Origin of the sequence: Lacinutrix venerupis (genome assembly GCF_001971745.1) — a bacterium.
GTDB lineage: Bacteria > Bacteroidota > Bacteroidia > Flavobacteriales > Flavobacteriaceae > Lacinutrix > Lacinutrix venerupis.
The window spans coordinates 2063062-2080954 of record NZ_CP019352.1 but is presented as its reverse complement, the minus strand read 5'-3'; the positions used below and the strand labels follow the sequence as shown (position 1 = coordinate 2080954).

Here is a 17893-nt window from a genome sequence, read left to right as displayed (position 1 = left end):
ATTACTCAAATATCTGCTAAATAAAATAAACAAAAAGGACTATCTTTGCACGAGCTAAATACAGCCTTATTATTATGCAAAATAGACTAGCAAAAATCCTTTTTTCTACACGTTTAACAGCCGTATTATTTATTGTTTTCGCAGCAGCGATGATTGTAGGAACATTTATGGATGCAGGACAAGAAACTTCGCCAACACCTTACTCTCGTACCTTAATATATAACACTTGGTGGTTTGAAGGTATTATGGTGTTTTTTGTAATTAATTTTGTTGGAAACATTTTTAGATTTAGATTATTTAAAAAAGAAAAATGGGCCACATTAATACTTCACCTAGCATTTATATTTATTTTTATAGGAGCATTTATTACAAGATATATTGGGTATGAAGGTATGATGCCAATTCAAGAAGGTGAAACCGAAAACACATTTTTATCTCAAAAAATTTATGTTTTAGGTTTGGTAAATGGTGATTATAAAATTGATGGAGTTGCGCAACGTCTTAGAATTGAAAAAGAAGTTGATTTTTCAGAAAGATTGAATAATAAACTTTCTATTAATACAACATACGATACAATTCCTATTAATGTTACTTTAGAAAAGTTTATTGCTAATGCCGAAAAAGATATTATTCCAAGTGAAGATGGTGAAGAATATTTAAAAATTGTAGAAGCAGGAAATGGAGCGCCACATAATCATTTTTTAAAATCTGGTGAAGACCAGATGATACACAACATTATATTTACTCTAAATAATCCAAAAAAGGGAGCTATAAATATTATTAATGATGAAAATGGAATAACTATAGACTCTCCTTTTGAAGGTGAATATTTACAAATGGCAACTATGGCCGAAGGTAAATTAATAAAAGATAGTATTCAGCCTTTAATGTTACGTTCAAGATACGTTATTGGTAATATGCAAATGGTATTTCCTAAACCAGTTATAAAAGGTCATTTTGATATTGTAAAAAAATCTCAATTATTAAAAAGTGACGAAGATGGAATTGTTTTAAATGTTACAGCAAATAACGATACTAAACAAGTAAAATTACTTGGTGGTATGGGAACAAGTAACCAATGGGAGCGTGTAAATGTTGGTGGTTTAGATATTGATTTTAGATTTGGAGCAAAACTTTTAGAGTTGCCATTCGATATTAAATTAAACGACTTTGTTGCCGAAAAATATCCAGGAACAGAGAATAGTTATTCTGCTTTCTCTAGTGCTATTACAGTTATAGACAAAGAAGAAGGCGATTTTGATTATAAAATTTTTATGAATAACGTTTTAGACCATAGAGGATATCGTTTTTTTCAAGCAGGTTTCGATAATAATGAAACTTTAACAAGACTTTCTGTAAACCATGATCGTTGGGGAACCTGGATAACTTATTTAGGATATATGTTACTTTATTTTGGTTTAATGGCTATTCTATTTAATAAAAACACACGTTTTGCCGATTTAAAGAGAGCGTTAGATAAAGTTAAAGACAAAAAGAAGAAATTTATTTCTATTTTTATTTTATGCTTTACTTTAACAGGATTTGCTCAAAACGAACATTTTGAAGGAGATGGACACAATCATGCTCAGGAACCTGTAAACACAACAGAAGCACAAGAGCCTATTGTAGAACACGATAATTATACATACGAAGAAAATAAGAATGCTGTAGATTCTATTTTAAGAGCTAATATAGTGCCTAAAAAAGAAGCAGATAAGTTTGGACGTTTAGTTATACAAGACGTTGGAGGAAGAATGATGCCTGTAAATACTTATGCTTCAGAATTTTTAAGAAAACTAAGTAAAAGTGATACTTACGAAGGCTTTACAGCAGATCAAGTATTTCTATCTGTACACGAGAGTCCTCAGTTTTGGTATAACGTTCCAATTATCTATTTAAAATCTAAAAAAGACGATTCGCTTAGAAAAATTATAGGAGTAGATAAATCTGATGGTTATGCCACATTAAGTCATTTCTTTACTAATAGAGGAGAATACAAACTAGCACCATATTTAAATGATGCATACAAAGCACTAGCTCCAAATGGATACCAAAAGGAATTTATAGAGGCAGATCAGCGTGTAAATTTATTACATAATACAGTACAAGGAAATTCGCTTAAAATATTTCCTATACCAGAAGACGAGAATAATAAATGGGTTTCTGCTAACGAGTATAGAACAGGACATTATAAAGAAAAGATAAAAGACACTATGTATCAAAGCTTTATAAATCAAAGTTTTAATCTTTATTTATATCGTTTAAATAGTGCAAAACAATCTGGAGATTTTAAAGAAGCAGATAAAATTTTAGAAGCTTTTAAAAGAAATCAACAAAAACTTGGTGGCGAAGTTATGCTTACCGACGAAAAAATTCAAACCGAGATTTTATATAATAAATATGATATATTTAAAAATCTTCATTATGCATATATGCTATTTGGAGCCTTATTATTTATATTATTAATTGTACAAATATTTAAGGATAAGAGTAAGACTATTAAAGCACTAATAGTAGCTTTAAAGGCCTTAATACTATTATCCTTTTTATTACATACTCTAGGTTTAATTTTAAGATGGTATATATCTGGTCACGCACCTTGGAGTGATGGTTACGAATCTATGATTTATGTAGCTTGGGCTACAATGTTATTTGGTTTAATGCTTTCAGCAACCTCAAACAGAAATTTAAAAACTGTATTTTCAAGTTTATTGGGCGGTAACCATAGTTCAGACTTAACAACTGCAGCAGCAGCTTTTGTAACATCTATGTTGTTAATGGTAGCTCATTTAAGTTGGATGGATCCTGCTATTGCAAATTTACCACCAGTTTTAGATAGTTATTGGTTAATGATTCATGTTGCAGTTATTGTAGCTAGTTATGGACCATTTACACTATCTATGATCTTGGGAGTAACTGTTTTAATACTCATGATTTTAACCACAAAAGAAAATAAAGAAAAAATGCTCTTAAATATTAAAGAGCTTACTATTATAAACGAAATGTCTTTAACTGTTGGATTAGTTATGCTTACTATTGGAAACTTTCTTGGTGGTATGTGGGCTAACGAGAGTTGGGGACGTTATTGGGGATGGGACCCGAAAGAAACATGGGCACTTATTAGTATAATGATTTATGCTTTTGTAATACACGCCAGATTAGTACCTGGATTACGTGGCAGATGGTTGTTTAATTTAATGTCTATAGTTGCACTTTCGTTTATTATTTTCACTTATTTTGGTGTAAACTTTTATTTATCAGGTTTACATTCTTACCAATCAGGACAAGATTTAAGTTATAAATATATAGCAGTTGCTGTTGTATGTGTTACTATACTTGCTGTTCTTTCGTATAGAATGTACGCTAAGTTTTATAAAAAATAATATTTTTTAATTCTAATTTTTAATTGTTAAATTAGACTTTCTAATTAAAACAATAAAGAATGAATTATTTTAAGCGTATTGGTTTACATAACATTTTAATGTTAATACTTTGCTTAATTATAATTCTAGTTGCTGAATATTTGTTTTTAACAGGAAATGAAATTCACGGTATATTTTTGGGATTGTGGGTACCTACAATTTTAGGATTAATGATATTTTTAAAGCTGATAGATAATGGATCCAAATAGCTTTATATTATATTTCTCGATTTTTATAGCATTTTGTGTAATATGTTGGGCTATAGCTATGATAAGAATTTATAATAAAAAATTTAAAAAATAATCATTAATTAGTTTTATTACATGAAAGCATTTTTTAAGGAGTTTAAAGAGTTTGCCGTAAAAGGTAATATGATGGATATGGCAATAGGTATTATTATAGGAGCTTCCTTTAATAAAGTTATTGATGTATTGGTAAAAAAAGTATTTATGCCTCCATTATCTTTAATGACAGATGGCATTAAATTTCAAGATAAAAAAATAATACTTAGAAATGCAGTTTTAGACGAAACAGAGAAAGTTACCACTGCAGAAGTCGCTATAGAATATGGTGCGTTATTTGAAGCCTTATTAGATTTTATGATTATTGGAATAACAGTATTTGTTGTTGTAAAAGCCATGAATAGGTTAAAGAATAAATCTCAAGATCCTAAAGACAAAACTGTTAAAACTCCAAAAGACATACAATTGCTTACAGATTTAAACGAGCTTATGGCAGAGCAAAATAAAATATTAAAATCTAAAGTAAAGGACTAAAAAAACAGCATATGTAGTGGAACGTCATACGCTGTTTCATTTCTAATCAAAATATAAAGTAATTATATTTTAATTAGTGTTTTATTTAAATTTAAATCGTTTAAAACATCATTAGTAAACTTATAGTGGCCACGTGTTGTAATAATTCTAAATCTATTATCATTCATCCTACTTAACACATCAAGAAAACGCCATTTCGATTTTAATAAGCGAGGTTTATCACTTTTTAAACCAATTTCAAAATAATATTTTTTTGTTCTCCTAGTGGCAGTTATATCTGGAGTTATTTTTATGTCACCATCTTGTTTTACGTAAGATTTTGGAGCCTCGTAACCTTCTACATCTGCCTTAATATTTTCAAAACCTAAGTTTTCTAAGTAGTTAACAGATTCCTTAATAAATGCCGCGTTTTCTTTTTTTTCCGTGTGTATCATGTTTCTAAAATACAACCAGACATTTAATTTTTGCGTTAATGGCTTGTTAAACCATTGATTTTTAACATTTTTTAAGAATAATAATATCTTTATAGATTACTTTTTAATCTTAATCTTTACAATTACTATCTTTACATTATGAGTAAAAAGAAATTAGGTTTAAATACCATTTGCGCGCATGTAGGCGAAATTAAAGACGAACAATTTAAAGGTGCAGTATCACCTATTTATTTATCAAGTTCTTACGAATTTTTAGATGTCGATATTAAACGTTATCCGCGTTATTTTAATACACCAAATCAAGAATATTTATCTAAAAAAATAGCTGCTTTAGAAGGTAAAGAAATGGCTATGATATTTGGTTCGGGTATGGCAGCTATTAGTCATATGTTTTTAGCTTTTTTAAAAGCAGGAGATCATATTGTAGTACAAAATACAATTTATGGAGGAACAAGTAATTTTATTAGAGAAGAATTCCCAAAGCTAAATATAGAATTTACATTTACTAACGGTTATAATGTTTCAGATTTTGAAGCAGCTATAAAACCAAATACCAAATTAATTCATATTGAAACTCCTTCTAATCCTTTATTAACCATTACAAATATTAAAGCTGTTGCAGATTTAGGAAAAAAGGAAGGTATAATTACAAGTATAGATAATACGTTTGCAAGTTCTATAAACCAAACACCTGGAGATTTTGGAGTAGATTTAATAATGCACTCGGCAACAAAATATTTTGGAGGACATAGCGACATTTGTGCAGGTGCAGTTGCAGGTTCTAAAGAACATATGGATAAAATATGGAATGTCTCTAAAAATTTGGGAGGTAGTTTAAGCGACTTTACTGTATGGATGTTAGAACGTAGCATGAAAACAATGGGACTACGTGTAGAAAAACAAACCAAAAATGCTTATAAAATGGCAAAGTGGTTAGAAAAAAACGATGCAGTTAAAAATGTTTTTTATCCAGGTTTAAAAAACCATCCAGAACATAAGTTAGCAAAATCGCAAATGCATGGTTTTGGAGCTATGCTTTCTTTTGAGCTTAAAGACGACTTAGATTCTGTAAAATTTCAAAAAGCTTTAAAATTAATAAAAGCATCCATGAGTTTAGCAGGAGTGGAGAGCACGGTTTTAAGTCCTGCTCAAACATCTCATTCATTATTAAGTCAAGAAGAACGTGATGCTATAGGCATAACCGATGGTTTAATTAGATTTTCAGTAGGTATAGAATCTGTAAAAGATTTAAAAAATGATATAAACCAAGCCTTAAAACAATTATAATATTTTGCATAAAAAAAATAAGCATCAAAAAGATTACGATTTTAAAAAACTAATAGAAAGTTTTCCTAGTCTTGAATCTTATGTTTTTGAAAATAAATACGAAAAAAAAACCATTGATTTCGCCGATGCTAAGGCGGTAAAAGCTTTAAACACTGCACTAATAAAAACATATTATAATATAGATTTTTGGGAATTTCCGGATACAAATTTGTGTCCTCCAATTCCTGGTCGTATTGATTATATTCATCATATTTCGAGTTTACTTAACACATCAAATATCAAAAATAATATTACAGTTTTAGATATAGGAACAGGAGCATCTTGTATATATCCTTTACTTGGTAATGCAGAGTATAATTGGAATTTTGTAGCAACAGACTGTAATAAAAAGTCTATAGCTTCCGCAGAAAAAATAATTATAAAAAATAAGATTAAAGGAGTTATTAAGTTAAAGCATCAACCTAATACAGATAATGTTTTTAAAGGAATAATTAATTCTAATAGTAAATTTTCTGTATCTATTTGTAATCCTCCGTTTTATAAAGATGAAGCTGAAGCTTTCGAGGCTACAACAAGAAAATTAAAAGGTTTAGGTAAGCTTACAGATTCCGTAACAAGAAACTTTGCAGGTCAAGCACATGAATTATGTTTTAAAGGAGGAGAAAAAGCCTTTTTACACACTTATTTATATGAAAGTTCTTTATTTAAAACACAATGTTTTTGGTATACAAGTTTAGTCTCTAATAAAGATAATATTAAGTCAATGAAAAAGTCTTTAACAAAACTTGGAGCAACAACAATAAAAGTAATAGAAATGAGTCAAGGCAATAAAAAAAGTAGAGTAGTAGCTTGGACATTTTTAACAGAAAAAGAACAACAAAATTGGATAAACAATAAATAATACATTAAAAATGAAATTAGATATACTGGCTTTTGGTGCACATCCAGATGATATAGAGTTGGGAGCAGGAGGAACGATTGCAAAAGCTATTGCCAAAGGTAAAAAAGTGGGAGTAATAGATTTAACAAAAGGCGAATTAGGAACTAGAGGTACAGCAGAAACTAGAAAAATAGAGGCTGAAAATGCTTCTAAAATTTTAGGATTATCTGTTAGAGAAAATTTAGGTTTTGCAGATGGTTTTTTTGTTAATAATAAAGAGCACCAATTAGAAATAATTAAAATGCTTAGAAAATATAAGCCAGAAATAGTGCTTTGTAATGCAATTGATGATAGGCATATAGACCACGGAAAAGGAAGTAAACTTGTAAGTGACGCATGTTTTTTAAGTGGATTATTAAAGATTGAAACTATGCATAATGGTATAAATCAAGAAAAATGGAGGCCAAAACATGTTTACCATTACATACAATGGAAAAATATTGAGCCAGATTTTGTTGTAGATATTTCTAATTATATGAATATAAAACAAAAAGCTGTAGATGCTTATCAAACGCAATTTTTTAATAGTAAAAGTAACGAGCCAGAAACACCTATAACTAGTAAAAGTTTTATAGATAGTGTAAATTATAGAGCAAGAGACCTAGGTCGCTTAGTAGGAGTAGATTACGCCGAAGGATTCACTGTAGAACGCTATATAGCTGTTAATAGCTTATTTGATTTAAAGTAAAAAAAACAAAAAAATGCATAAAATTTTAATGAAAAGGCTTTGTAGTAAATAGGAATTAATTTACATTTGCACACGCATTACAAAATGCGCACAAATGGTGGTTGTAGCTCAGCTGGTTAGAGCGTCGGTTTGTGGTACCGAAAGTCGCCGGTTCGAACCCGGTCTTCCACCCAAAAGCAAAAAGCCTTCAATTTTTATTGAAGGCTTTTTTTGTATATATAAGTTTGTGTTTTTTATTCTGTTGCTTTATCTACAGTAATTCTAGCCTCTCTATTAGCCAATTCCCATGCTGTATAAAAAATTAAGCGTGTTCTGTTTTCTAATAAATCGTATTGAATTTTATCTGGTGTGTCTCCTGGTTTATGGTAATCTTCATGAGTTCCGTTAAAGTAAAATATTACAGGAATATTGTTTTTAGCAAAGTTATAGTGATCGCTTCTAAAGTAATAACGGTTAGGATCATTTTCTTCATTAAATTTATAATCTAAATCAATATTCATGTATTTCGTGTTCACTGCCTCAGAGATATTATGTAACTCTGTACTTAGCCTATCGCTACCTATAAGGTAAAGGTAGTTTCTGTTTTTCTTTTCACGATTAGGATCTGTACGACCAATCATATCTATATTTAAATTTGCAACAGTATTTGCTAACGGAAAAATAGGATCATTATCTGTATAATGTCTAGAACCTAGTAGGCCTTTTTCTTCTGCAGTAACATTTAAAAAAACGATAGAGCGTTTAGGACCGTTACCTTCTTTTTTTGCTTTAGCAAATGCTTTAGCTATTTCTATAACAGCAACTGTTCCTGAACCATCATCGTCTGCACCATTATAAATTTCACCATTTTTAACACCTTCATGGTCTAAATGTGCAGAGATAATAATGTACTCATTAGGCTTTTCACTTCCTTTAATAATTGCTGCAACATTTTCAGAATTTATTTTTTCAGAATTATTTTTATAATCAATTTTAATATTAGCTTTTAAAGCAGACGCTTCTTCTTTAGTTTCAATATCTTTTACTAAAGTTTTAGCCAAGTCTAAATTAATTAACATGTATAACATATCGTCACCTCCATTAGCTAAAGACATTCTACCACTAGAACGCCCAAAACGATTTACAGCCATTGCATAGACTTCTGGGTAATAATATAGTAACGCTTTTGCACCTTTATTTTGGGCAACTTCTTTTTTTAATGCAAAAGATTGGCGCATATTAGACCATTTAGAGCTTTCATTTGTTCCCGAAATTATATAGCTACCATCTGTATTTTTAGGCTCTCCAGAACGAATTACTACAACTTTATCTTTAACATCTAAATTTTTATAGTTAGAGTAGTTATCGTCATCTATACCAAAACCAGCATAAACAAATTCGCTAGTGTTTAAGTTTGTGTTTTTAGATGATGAAATTGAAACAAAATCGTCTAAATTTTTATAAGTTTTATTGTTAACAGTTAACATTACTTCTGGAGCAGACATTATTTCTAGTGGTACATCTTGAAAATAGTTTCCATCGCTTTTTGCTGCAGGTATAGCACTTTCTATATAATGTTGCTTTATAAACTCCACTGCCATTTTTTGTCCTTCTTCGCCTGTTTCACGACCTTTAAACTCGTCTCCAGCATAAATATAAAGTTCTTTTTTTAAGTTTTCTGCAGTTATAGTTTCTGCATAAGTAGTTGGGTTTGCCGGTACTTTATTAATATTATTAGTTGATGTATTGCTTTTAGAAGTAGAACAGGCTACAATTAAAGCAGAAAGAGAAAAGAAGTAAAATATTTTTTTCATTTTTAGTTTTATAATTTAATTATAAAGTAAAAATACGAGAAATATAATTGTCAACTTAATTTGTTGTATTTTATTTAGAAAACTTTAGATGTCTTCATTTTTAATTAAAAAATCTTTTCTATTGGCCAATTGCCATGCTGTTGCAAAAATTAGTTTTGCGCGTTTTGCCAATAATGGATAATTTATTTTTTCTGGAGTATCTGTTGGTTTATGGTAATCTTTATGTTCACCATTAAAATAGAAAATAACAGGAATGTTTTTTTTAGCAAAATTGTAATGGTCGCTTCTGTAATAATAGCGATTTTTATCATTTTCGCTATTATATTTATAATCTAGTTCTAAATTTGTGAATGTTTGTGCTGTTTTTGCAGAAATATAGTGTAATTCTTTACTTATTCTATCTGCTCCAATTAAATAAATATAATCTGTATTGTTTTCGTGCTTATCATCTACACGCCCAATCATGTCTATATTTAAATTAGCTATTGTTTTATCTAAATTAAAAACAGGATTTTCTATATAAAATTTAGAACCTTGTAAGCCAATTTCTTCGGCAGTAAGATGCAAAAATAAAATACTTCTTTTAGGAGAGTGGCCTTGTTGTTCTGCAAGTTTAAAAGCCTCTGCAATTTCTGTAATGGCAACAGTACCAGAGCCATTATCATCTGCTCCAAAAAAAATAGCATCGTTTTTAATACCTAAGTGATCTAAATGACCAGAAATAATTAATACTTCTTCTGGATATTGACTTCCTTTTATATAAGCTAAAACGTTTTCTGATGCTCCCATACCTTTTGGCAAAAAATCTTCGGGTATGGTTTGGTAGTAAGTAGAGTCGTTAACTTTAGGTGCAATGTTTTTTTCTTTGTAAAAACTTCTTAAATAATTTGATGCTTTTTTTTGTCCTTGTTTACCGGTAGCTCTGCCTTGAAATTCTTCTGAGCAAAAAATATCTAATCTGCTTTTTAAATCTTGAGGAGTTATTGTTTTTGAATATTCAAGTACAAGTTCCTTGTCTATAATTTCTACACTATGTTCTAAATCTTCAATTTTTGTGCTATATTTTGTTTCTGAACAAGAGCCAACAATTAAAAAAGCAGAAGCGATGATTAAAGCTTTCATTTTAAATATATTTATAAATCTAAATATAAATAATTTCCTACAATAAATTACATTATTCTGAAATATCAATATCCTCTAATTCTTCTATAGAGTCTTCAAGTGAGTTTTCTTCTCTTTGTTCTAACTGTTCTGTATCGCCAACTTCGGTAGTTGTGGTAACACTTTTAAAACTTGCTAAAGCTAAAGATATAATGGTAAGTAAAAATATTAATTGAACTGTATGTTTGGGTTTATTTTCTTTTTTTCCTTTAAAAAATGCTATAATTCCGAAAATTAAAGCTGCAATTGCAGGAAAAAAAGCGAAATTGTATAATGGTAAAACCGCTAGTACTACAGCTAGAATAGCACTAATTAAACCTAAACTGATAAATAAAAATCTCATTGTTTTAATTTTTTAAACCTGTTGCGTTTTTAATTTTTAATTCTCCATTTCCAAATGCTACTTTAAATTTAGCATATACTGGAATTTTATTCTCATCTGCAGTTAACCATAAATAGTTACTATTACCTTTTAAGGCATCATTATTAGTAAGATTTATACGTAATTTATAACATTCTTTTTTACCTAAAGCTGTATTAATGGTTTCTTTTGCAATATATGTAAATCTAAATTTAGTTTCCTTATTATCAAATAGCACGGTAAATGTATCACTGTCTCCTACAGATGCTTTTTTTATGTCTAAGCTTCTTAAATGATAAATGGTTGTTACTATGTCTTTAGTATTTCCGTTTATTCTTACAGTGTTATTTCTATCCCAAAAGCCAGATTCGAAGTTTTTACTTTTTTGCCTAATTAAGCTTTTAACTGTATTATTTTTATGGTTAAAATTATATTTTACAAATTTATAATGTCCGCCTTCATCTATATCGCGTTTAAATAAATATGGAGTTAATGTTTTTGGGTTTACATAACTCTCGTAAAGATCTCTAATTTTAAAAAAATTGTCCCATTTTGTGTAAGTAGTGGCTTTACATTTTAAACGTAAAAGTGTAGAGTTTTTAGTTTTTACACTGCTAGTTTCCATAGTTACTTCAGCAAAATCTGTCATTAAACCAGACATATTATAACCTGCAGTAAATGTTAATTTTTCATTAGCTTGAAAGGCATTGTTTTGAGCGTTAATGTGTAACGAAAAAATAATGGCTAGAAATAAAAATAATTGTTTCATAAAGACTATTTAAAGTTCAAAGATAAAAATAGTAAACACTAATTATGCCGAAAATATTGTGTTTATATTTTATTTAATAATTATTTTAAAAGTACACTGCGTAAAATACCTTGTACATCGCTATTATCTTTTTGTTTTATTAGATAATTTTCAAGTTCATCCTCGTGTGTAATTTGTTCGTTTTTATCTATAAAACCGTAGCCTAGGTATGTTCCGTTTTTTATAATTACAAAGGCTTCTTCATTATCATTTCTACCTTTTTCTTTTAAAATTTTATCTTGACTATCATTTACAATTTCACATATTGCATTAGTAACTCGTTCGTTATATATGTTTACATCTTCATTGCCTTTACAAATGCCCTTACAGTTTTTAATAGAAAAGTGAGAACATTCACTAACACCTTCTTGTAAATGGCAAAATTTAGGACAAAGATTAAATTGTTCGCAAATACGTTCTAAAAATAATCTTGCTTCGCGTAAGCTGTAGAACGTAATTATAGGATTTGGTGTTGCTTTGCTATTATTAATAGCAATATGCATAATGTTATTTCTGTCTTGATAACTAAAAAGAGAAAAACCTTTTGGTGCTCGTTTTGCTACTTTATTATACTGTGGAAAATGTTGTTTTATGGCTGCATCTTCCATTAATAAAGCAATAAGTTCGCTACCAGAGAGTTCAAAATCTATGTCTCTAGTTTCACGAACCATATTTAAGCTTTTTTGTGCTTTACTGTAAAAATGACTAAGCACTCTTTTTTTTATGTTTTTAGCTTTACCAACGTAAATTATTTCGTTTTTTTTATTTTTAAAATAATAAATACCTGTAGCATTTGGTAATGCATTAAAAACTTCTTTTGGTAAGTTAGGAGGTAAGGTAGCTTCTTTACTATTTTTATTTAAAAAATTACTAAAAACATTCTCTGCATTGTCTTGAGCTTGTAATTTTTTAAATAACGTAACTGTTGCTTCTGCATCGCCACGCGCTCTGTGTCTTCCATTTATATTTATGTTTAAATCTTTAGAAAGTTTTCCTAAACTATAGCTTTTATGGCCAGGTAAAAGTTTACGACTAAGTCTTACGGTACATAATTTTTTTCTTGTAAAATCTATATTAATAGACTTAAATTCGTTTCTAATTACGTTATAGTCGAAATTAACATTATGGGCAACAAAAATGGTGTCTTTAGTAATTTCTAAAACTTGCTGTGCTATTTCATGAAATTCTGGAGCATTTGCTACAGTGCCGTTATCTATTCCTGTTAAAGCAGTAATGTGTTCTGGTATATAGCAGTTTGGGTTTACAAGAGAAGTAAACTCATCTATAACTTTATTTCCATCGTATTTAAACACCGAAATTTCGGTAATACGATTGGTTCTTCCAGAAGTTTCAACGTCTATTATTGTGTAATGCAATGTGTTTTTTAGCTAGAAATTAATTATTCTTCTCTTAGTTTATTTGTTGTAGTATCAATTTTTTTCCACATGTGTTCTGATGTTAAATAAAAACTACCTATAAAATTAAAATTACATTCTGTAGGCGAGATTATAGATAAAAAGGGCTGTCCATTTTTGTCTTTATAGAGGTGATAGGTTTCACCAAGAATTGGTTCAAAATTAAATTTAGCATTATAAACTAGGTTATTGTATTCTAATTCTTCAATTATTTTATCGTACTCGGCTTTAATTTCTAAATACCTAGCTTTTAATTGTTTATTAGCTTTAATAACATTTTTATTTTTCCAGGTTATATTTTCTTTAACGTGTATTGCAGGAGCGCCAACATTTGTAGCATACGGTTTTAAAGCAGCATCATATTGTTGTGTTTCTTGGTTAAAAACAACGTTATCTGGTTTTTTTGAATCAGACATTTTTTCTTTTTTTTAGCCTTGTAAAGATAATGGTTTAAAGATTTATAATGAAATATATTAACCATAGTTAGTTTCTTTACGGTATTTAATAAAACTATTATTTAATTTTAAATACAACCATTTTTTTGAGATGACATAAATCATCTTTTAAACTTTAATTACTCTATAAATTTGTTTAAAAATTTTAAATAAATGAATAGCTCTTTAATAGCAAAATATAATGTTGCAGGCCCAAGATATACTAGTTATCCTACAGTTCCTTATTGGGACAATAATTCTTTTTCTTTAAAACGTTGGAAAGCTTCTTTAAAGAAAAGTTTTGATGAAACTAATAGTACTAATGGAGTAAGTTTATACATTCATCTGCCTTTTTGCGAAAGCATGTGTACTTTTTGTGGTTGCCATAAACGTATAACAAAAAATCATAAAGTAGAAATACCATATATAGAATCTTTAATTGCAGAATTTAAGCTATATAAAGACTTTCTTGGAGAAACACCAAACATTAAAGAACTCCATATTGGAGGAGGAACGCCAACTTTTTTTAAACCAGAAAATATAACTGTTTTATTAAACGCAATTAGTAGAATTGGAAAATTTAGCAATAATTGTGAATTAAGTTTTGAAGGGCATCCCAATAATACAACAAAAGAACATTTAAAGATGTTTGCAGGTTTTAAATTTACACGAGTAAGTTATGGTGTTCAAGATTATAATTTAAAAGTACAAAAAGCAATACATAGAATCCAACCTTTTGAAAACGTAAAAAAAGTAACAGAATATTCTAGAGCTGAAGGATTTACATCTATTGGACACGACATTATTTTTGGGTTGCCATATCAAACTGTAGAAGATGTTATTAATACCATTAATAAAACAATAACATTAATGCCAGAGCGTATTGCTTTTTATAGTTATGCTCATGTACCATGGATAAAAGGAAATGGACAAAGAGGTTATAATGAAAAAGACTTACCTACTGCAACACAAAAAAGATTACAATACGAAAAAGGAAAACAAATGCTACTTGAAGCAGGTTATTTTGAAATAGGCATGGATCATTTTTCTTTATCAAAAGACTCATTATACCAAGCACATAAGAACAAAAAATTGCATCGAAATTTTATGGGCTATACAGTAACAAATACTAAAGTTATGATTGGTTTAGGCGCTTCTGCAATTAGTGATAGTTGGTATGGTTTTGCTCAAAACGAAAAAGGTGTTGAAAGTTATAAATCACTTGTTCATGAAGGTGTAATACCAGTTTTTAGAGGACATATTTTAAATGAAGAAGATTTAATTATTAGAAAACACATATTAAATCTCATGTGTAAATTTGAAACCTCTTGGAATGATGCTACTTTATGTTTTAACGAACTTCCAGATGTACTTATAAAGCTAAAAGAATTAGAAAAAGACGGGCTTATTAAAATAGAAGCTAAAAGTATTTATGTAACAGAAAAAGGAAAACCGTTTGTTAGAAATGTGTGCTTACCTTTTGATAGACGATTACAAAGAAATAAACCAGAAACTCAAGTTTTTTCTATGACTGTTTAAAACATAAATACTTAAATAAAAAAAATGGATAGTTTCTACTATCCATTTTTTTATTAATCTTTTTTAGAAGTTTCTTTATTTTTTTTGTCTCCTTTTACCATGTTTATTACAACAAGAGATAACACAATACATACAAGTGCAAATACACCAATTAAAGTTGCTCCCATTCCCCAATCGACTAAAGGTATTATATAAGTTTTCATCATTATTTAGTTTAAATTATTACGTTTTTTAGTGACATTTGTATTCTGCAGTTACTTGTTCTACAGTTACCATATTAGACGGAGATAAATATGGGATACCTAAACCTAAACCTCTAAGAATAAAAAATAAGCCAATAATTATTACAAAAACAGGTATTAATTTTAATACACGCTGCTTAACTGTTACTGTTAAAAAATTGCCTAAGTAAATAGCAGTAGTCATAAGTGGTATAGTTCCTAGACCAAATAAAGCCATATATAAGCTACCTTGAAGAGCATTACCTGTTGCTAAAGCACCAAAAATAGCCATATAAACAAGTCCGCATGGTAATAAACCGTTAAGATAGCCTATGGTAAAAAAAGTACTAGGATTCTTTTTTTTCAAATTAGCTCCCATTTTGTTTTTAACTTTACCTACAAGTTTATAAATAGGTTTAGAAAAATTATAACGATTAAAAATTTTTGTAGGAATTATAATTACAACAATCATTAATAATCCTATTACGATAGATAACTGTTGTTGTAGCCCAAATAAATTAAGGCTTTTACCAACAATTCCAAAAATTAGACCTAATGCGCTGTATGTTAGTATACGGCCAAAGTGATAGCTTAATAATTGTAATATGCTTTTAGTTTTATTTTTCCTGTCTAAAGGCAATAAAAAAGCAATAGGGCCACACATACCAACACAGTGGAAGCTTCCTAATAAACCAAATAATATTGCCGAGATTAACATTTAATACGTTATTTCTTTTTTATACAAATAGTGTTTGTCTTGGTACACCCAATCTATAATAATGTTCCAACGGCCATCTAACATCTTATTGTCAGGTATGAGCAAATGAGAAGACGTTAATTTTAACTCAAGGTTAAAATCTAGTTTTTCGTTAGATGGCCTATATAGGAACACTTTACCTATAATTTTTGATGGTTCTAATTCCTTAGGAAATATTAATAACCATCCATCATTTGTTTTTTTACTTATAATTTTCTCTTTTAAATTATATGTGTTTGTTTCTGCATCAATTTCTGTTTGATATAACATTTCCTTTGCATAATATTCTTCGGTAACTAAATCGAAACTAAATTTCTCGTTAGTGGTCATTTTAATAACTAGAAATAGAATAAAGCTCATAAAAGCAGCTATACCTATTACAATTCCTGTTCCCCAATTCCATTTCATAATTTTTCGGTTTTATAATTAATTATAACTTCTAGGCCCTAAAAATGCTGTGGTAGTGGTTTCTATTAATTGGTCTCCACTATAAATACCTATTTCTATTCTATCTTTATCTCCTTCAAGAGCACTTGCATTAACTTCTACAAAAAGAGTACCTTCAGCAAAAGCTTTTGCTTTAACTTTAAAGCCATCATGAGCTACTAATTTTATATTTCCTTTATGTGACAATAGTTTAAAACTTACATTTTCGATATCATCTACTGTTTTATTTACTAATTTAAAGGTGTACACATTACTAATCATGTTTCCTGCTTTATGTTCGTATAATTGTCCAGGAAGTCTTAGAATATTTGCTTCTACATCATTACGTAAAAAAAGCATGCCTATTAAAACTGCAATTAAAATTCCTAATACGGCTGTGTAACCTTTTAAACGAGGAGTAAATTTAAATTTCTCTTCTTTTTCAATATTAGCTTCACTAGCATAGCGAATAAGACCTTTTGGTAAGTTTACACTTTCCATTATATGATCGCAAGCATCTATACAAGCTGTACAGTTTACACATTCTAATTGTGTACCATTTCTTATATCTATTCCTGTTGGACAAACATGTACGCATTGAAAACAATCTATACAATCTCCTTTACCAGAAGCTGGTCTATCTTCATTTTTTTTAAATTTAGCACGTCCGGTTTCTTTTTCACCTCGTTTATGATCGTAAGCAACGATAATAGATTTATTATCTAAAAGTACACCTTGTAATCTACCGTACGGGCAGGCAATTATGCATACTTGTTCTCTAAACCAAGCAAAAACAAAATAGAAAACTCCTGTAAAAATGAGTAAGGAAATTAAGGTACTTAAATGCTTTAAAGGCCCTTCGTAGATATATCGCATTAATTGATCGCTACCAATCAAGTAAGCTAAAAATACATTTGCAATTAAAAATGAAATTATAAAAAAGATACTCCATTTTAAAACGCGCTTTTTTATTTTTTCGGCATTCCATGGCATTTTTTGAAGTCGGATTTGTTTGCCTCTGTCTCCATCTATCCAATATTCTATACGTCTAAAAATCATTTCCATGAAAATAGTTTGTGGGCAAACCCAACCGCAAAATAAACGGCCAAATGCTACTGTAAAAAGAATAACGAATACCACACCAATAATCATCATGATTACAAATAGATGAAAATCTTGTGGCCAAAATGGAAATCCAAAAATATTAAAACGGCGTTCTAATACATTAAACATTAAAAATTGATTGCCATTAATTTTAATAAATGGAGCAGAGAACAAGAAGGCTAATAATACATAACTAACATATTTTCTGTATGTATACCATTTGCCATCTGGCTTTTTAGGGAATACCCATGCACGCTTACCTTCTTTGTTTAGTGTGCCAATAGTATCTCTAAAATTATCTCGACCTTGCTCTGCCATTGTGCTATT

The 17893-nt window shown here is 29.1% G+C and carries 17 protein-coding genes and 1 tRNA gene; 7 read left to right on the top strand and 11 right to left on the bottom strand.

Annotated elements, in window-relative coordinates:
• Positions 1–74: 74 nt before the first annotated feature.
• On the top strand, positions 75–3383 hold the full coding sequence (gene ccsA, locus BWR22_RS09400) for a cytochrome c biogenesis protein (protein ID WP_076733430.1): 3309 nt from the start codon (positions 75–77) through the stop codon (positions 3381–3383).
• Between the two features lie 362 nt (positions 3384–3745).
• On the top strand, positions 3746–4198 hold the full coding sequence (mscL, locus tag BWR22_RS09390) for a large conductance mechanosensitive channel protein MscL (protein WP_076733428.1): 453 nt from the start codon (positions 3746–3748) through the stop codon (positions 4196–4198).
• A gap of 62 nt (positions 4199–4260) precedes the next feature.
• Here mscL and BWR22_RS09385 read toward each other — a convergent pair whose 3' ends face one another.
• Positions 4261–4632 (bottom strand): hypothetical protein, encoded by a 372-nt coding sequence (locus tag BWR22_RS09385; RefSeq protein ID WP_076733427.1) that lies wholly within the window; start codon positions 4630–4632, stop codon positions 4261–4263.
• A gap of 138 nt (positions 4633–4770) precedes the next feature.
• Between BWR22_RS09385 and BWR22_RS09380 the strand changes: the two genes are divergently transcribed.
• The 4 genes from BWR22_RS09380 (at position 4771) to BWR22_RS09365 (ending at position 7719) form a co-directional block, all read left to right on the top strand.
• Complete coding sequence (locus tag BWR22_RS09380; RefSeq protein ID WP_076733426.1) at positions 4771–5919, top strand: trans-sulfuration enzyme family protein; 1149 nt, start codon at positions 4771–4773, stop codon at positions 5917–5919.
• A 4-nt stretch (positions 5920–5923) separates the two neighbouring features.
• Positions 5924–6820, top strand: a complete 897-nt coding sequence (rlmF, locus tag BWR22_RS09375; RefSeq protein WP_076733425.1) for a 23S rRNA (adenine(1618)-N(6))-methyltransferase RlmF — start codon at positions 5924–5926, stop codon at positions 6818–6820.
• A 10-nt stretch (positions 6821–6830) separates the two neighbouring features.
• Entirely contained in the window at positions 6831–7547 is a 717-nt protein-coding gene (bshB1, locus tag BWR22_RS09370; protein ID WP_076733424.1) for a bacillithiol biosynthesis deacetylase BshB1, read from the top strand.
• A 96-nt stretch (positions 7548–7643) separates the two neighbouring features.
• A tRNA-His gene (locus BWR22_RS09365) sits at positions 7644–7719 on the top strand.
• Between the two features lie 61 nt (positions 7720–7780).
• On the opposite strand, the gene BWR22_RS09360 is transcribed toward BWR22_RS09365, so the two are convergent.
• From BWR22_RS09360 to BWR22_RS09335, 6 genes are all read right to left on the bottom strand, one after another.
• On the bottom strand, positions 7781–9340 hold the full coding sequence (locus BWR22_RS09360) for a M28 family peptidase (RefSeq protein WP_076733423.1): 1560 nt from the start codon (positions 9338–9340) through the stop codon (positions 7781–7783).
• An 84-nt stretch (positions 9341–9424) separates the two neighbouring features.
• Positions 9425–10462, bottom strand: coding sequence for a M28 family metallopeptidase (locus BWR22_RS09355; protein WP_076733422.1), 1038 nt, complete (start codon positions 10460–10462; stop codon positions 9425–9427).
• A gap of 52 nt (positions 10463–10514) precedes the next feature.
• Positions 10515–10844, bottom strand: coding sequence for an FUSC family protein (locus tag BWR22_RS09350; protein ID WP_076733421.1), 330 nt, complete (start codon positions 10842–10844; stop codon positions 10515–10517).
• A gap of 4 nt (positions 10845–10848) precedes the next feature.
• Complete coding sequence (locus BWR22_RS09345; protein WP_076733420.1) at positions 10849–11631, bottom strand: DUF3108 domain-containing protein; 783 nt, start codon at positions 11629–11631, stop codon at positions 10849–10851.
• 80 nt (positions 11632–11711) lie between these two features.
• Complete coding sequence (locus BWR22_RS09340) at positions 11712–13046, bottom strand: exonuclease domain-containing protein (protein ID WP_076733419.1); 1335 nt, start codon at positions 13044–13046, stop codon at positions 11712–11714.
• A 23-nt stretch (positions 13047–13069) separates the two neighbouring features.
• Complete coding sequence (locus BWR22_RS09335) at positions 13070–13501, bottom strand: DUF2452 domain-containing protein (protein WP_076733418.1); 432 nt, start codon at positions 13499–13501, stop codon at positions 13070–13072.
• 192 nt (positions 13502–13693) lie between these two features.
• Between BWR22_RS09335 and hemN the strand changes: the two genes are divergently transcribed.
• The gene (gene hemN / locus BWR22_RS09330) at positions 13694–15058 is read left to right on the top strand and encodes an oxygen-independent coproporphyrinogen III oxidase (protein WP_076733417.1); all 1365 of its coding nucleotides are present in this window, start codon (positions 13694–13696) and stop codon (positions 15056–15058) included.
• A gap of 53 nt (positions 15059–15111) precedes the next feature.
• On the opposite strand, the gene BWR22_RS14430 is transcribed toward hemN, so the two are convergent.
• Genes BWR22_RS14430 through ccoG form a run of 4 tightly spaced genes read right to left on the bottom strand, consistent with a single transcriptional unit; the run spans position 15112 to position 17884 of the window.
• Positions 15112–15261 carry a hypothetical protein gene (locus tag BWR22_RS14430; RefSeq protein WP_170148495.1) on the bottom strand — a complete coding sequence of 50 codons (150 nt, stop codon included), beginning with the start codon at positions 15259–15261 and terminating at the stop codon, positions 15112–15114.
• 28 nt (positions 15262–15289) lie between these two features.
• Positions 15290–15997 (bottom strand): sulfite exporter TauE/SafE family protein, encoded by a 708-nt coding sequence (locus BWR22_RS09325; RefSeq protein ID WP_076733416.1) that lies wholly within the window; start codon positions 15995–15997, stop codon positions 15290–15292.
• Positions 15998–16444 (bottom strand): FixH family protein, encoded by a 447-nt coding sequence (locus tag BWR22_RS09320; protein ID WP_076733415.1) that lies wholly within the window; start codon positions 16442–16444, stop codon positions 15998–16000.
• Positions 16445–16462: 18 nt separating this feature from the next.
• Positions 16463–17884, bottom strand: coding sequence for a cytochrome c oxidase accessory protein CcoG (gene ccoG / locus BWR22_RS09315; RefSeq protein WP_076733414.1), 1422 nt, complete (start codon positions 17882–17884; stop codon positions 16463–16465).
• Positions 17885–17893: the final 9 nt, after the last annotated feature.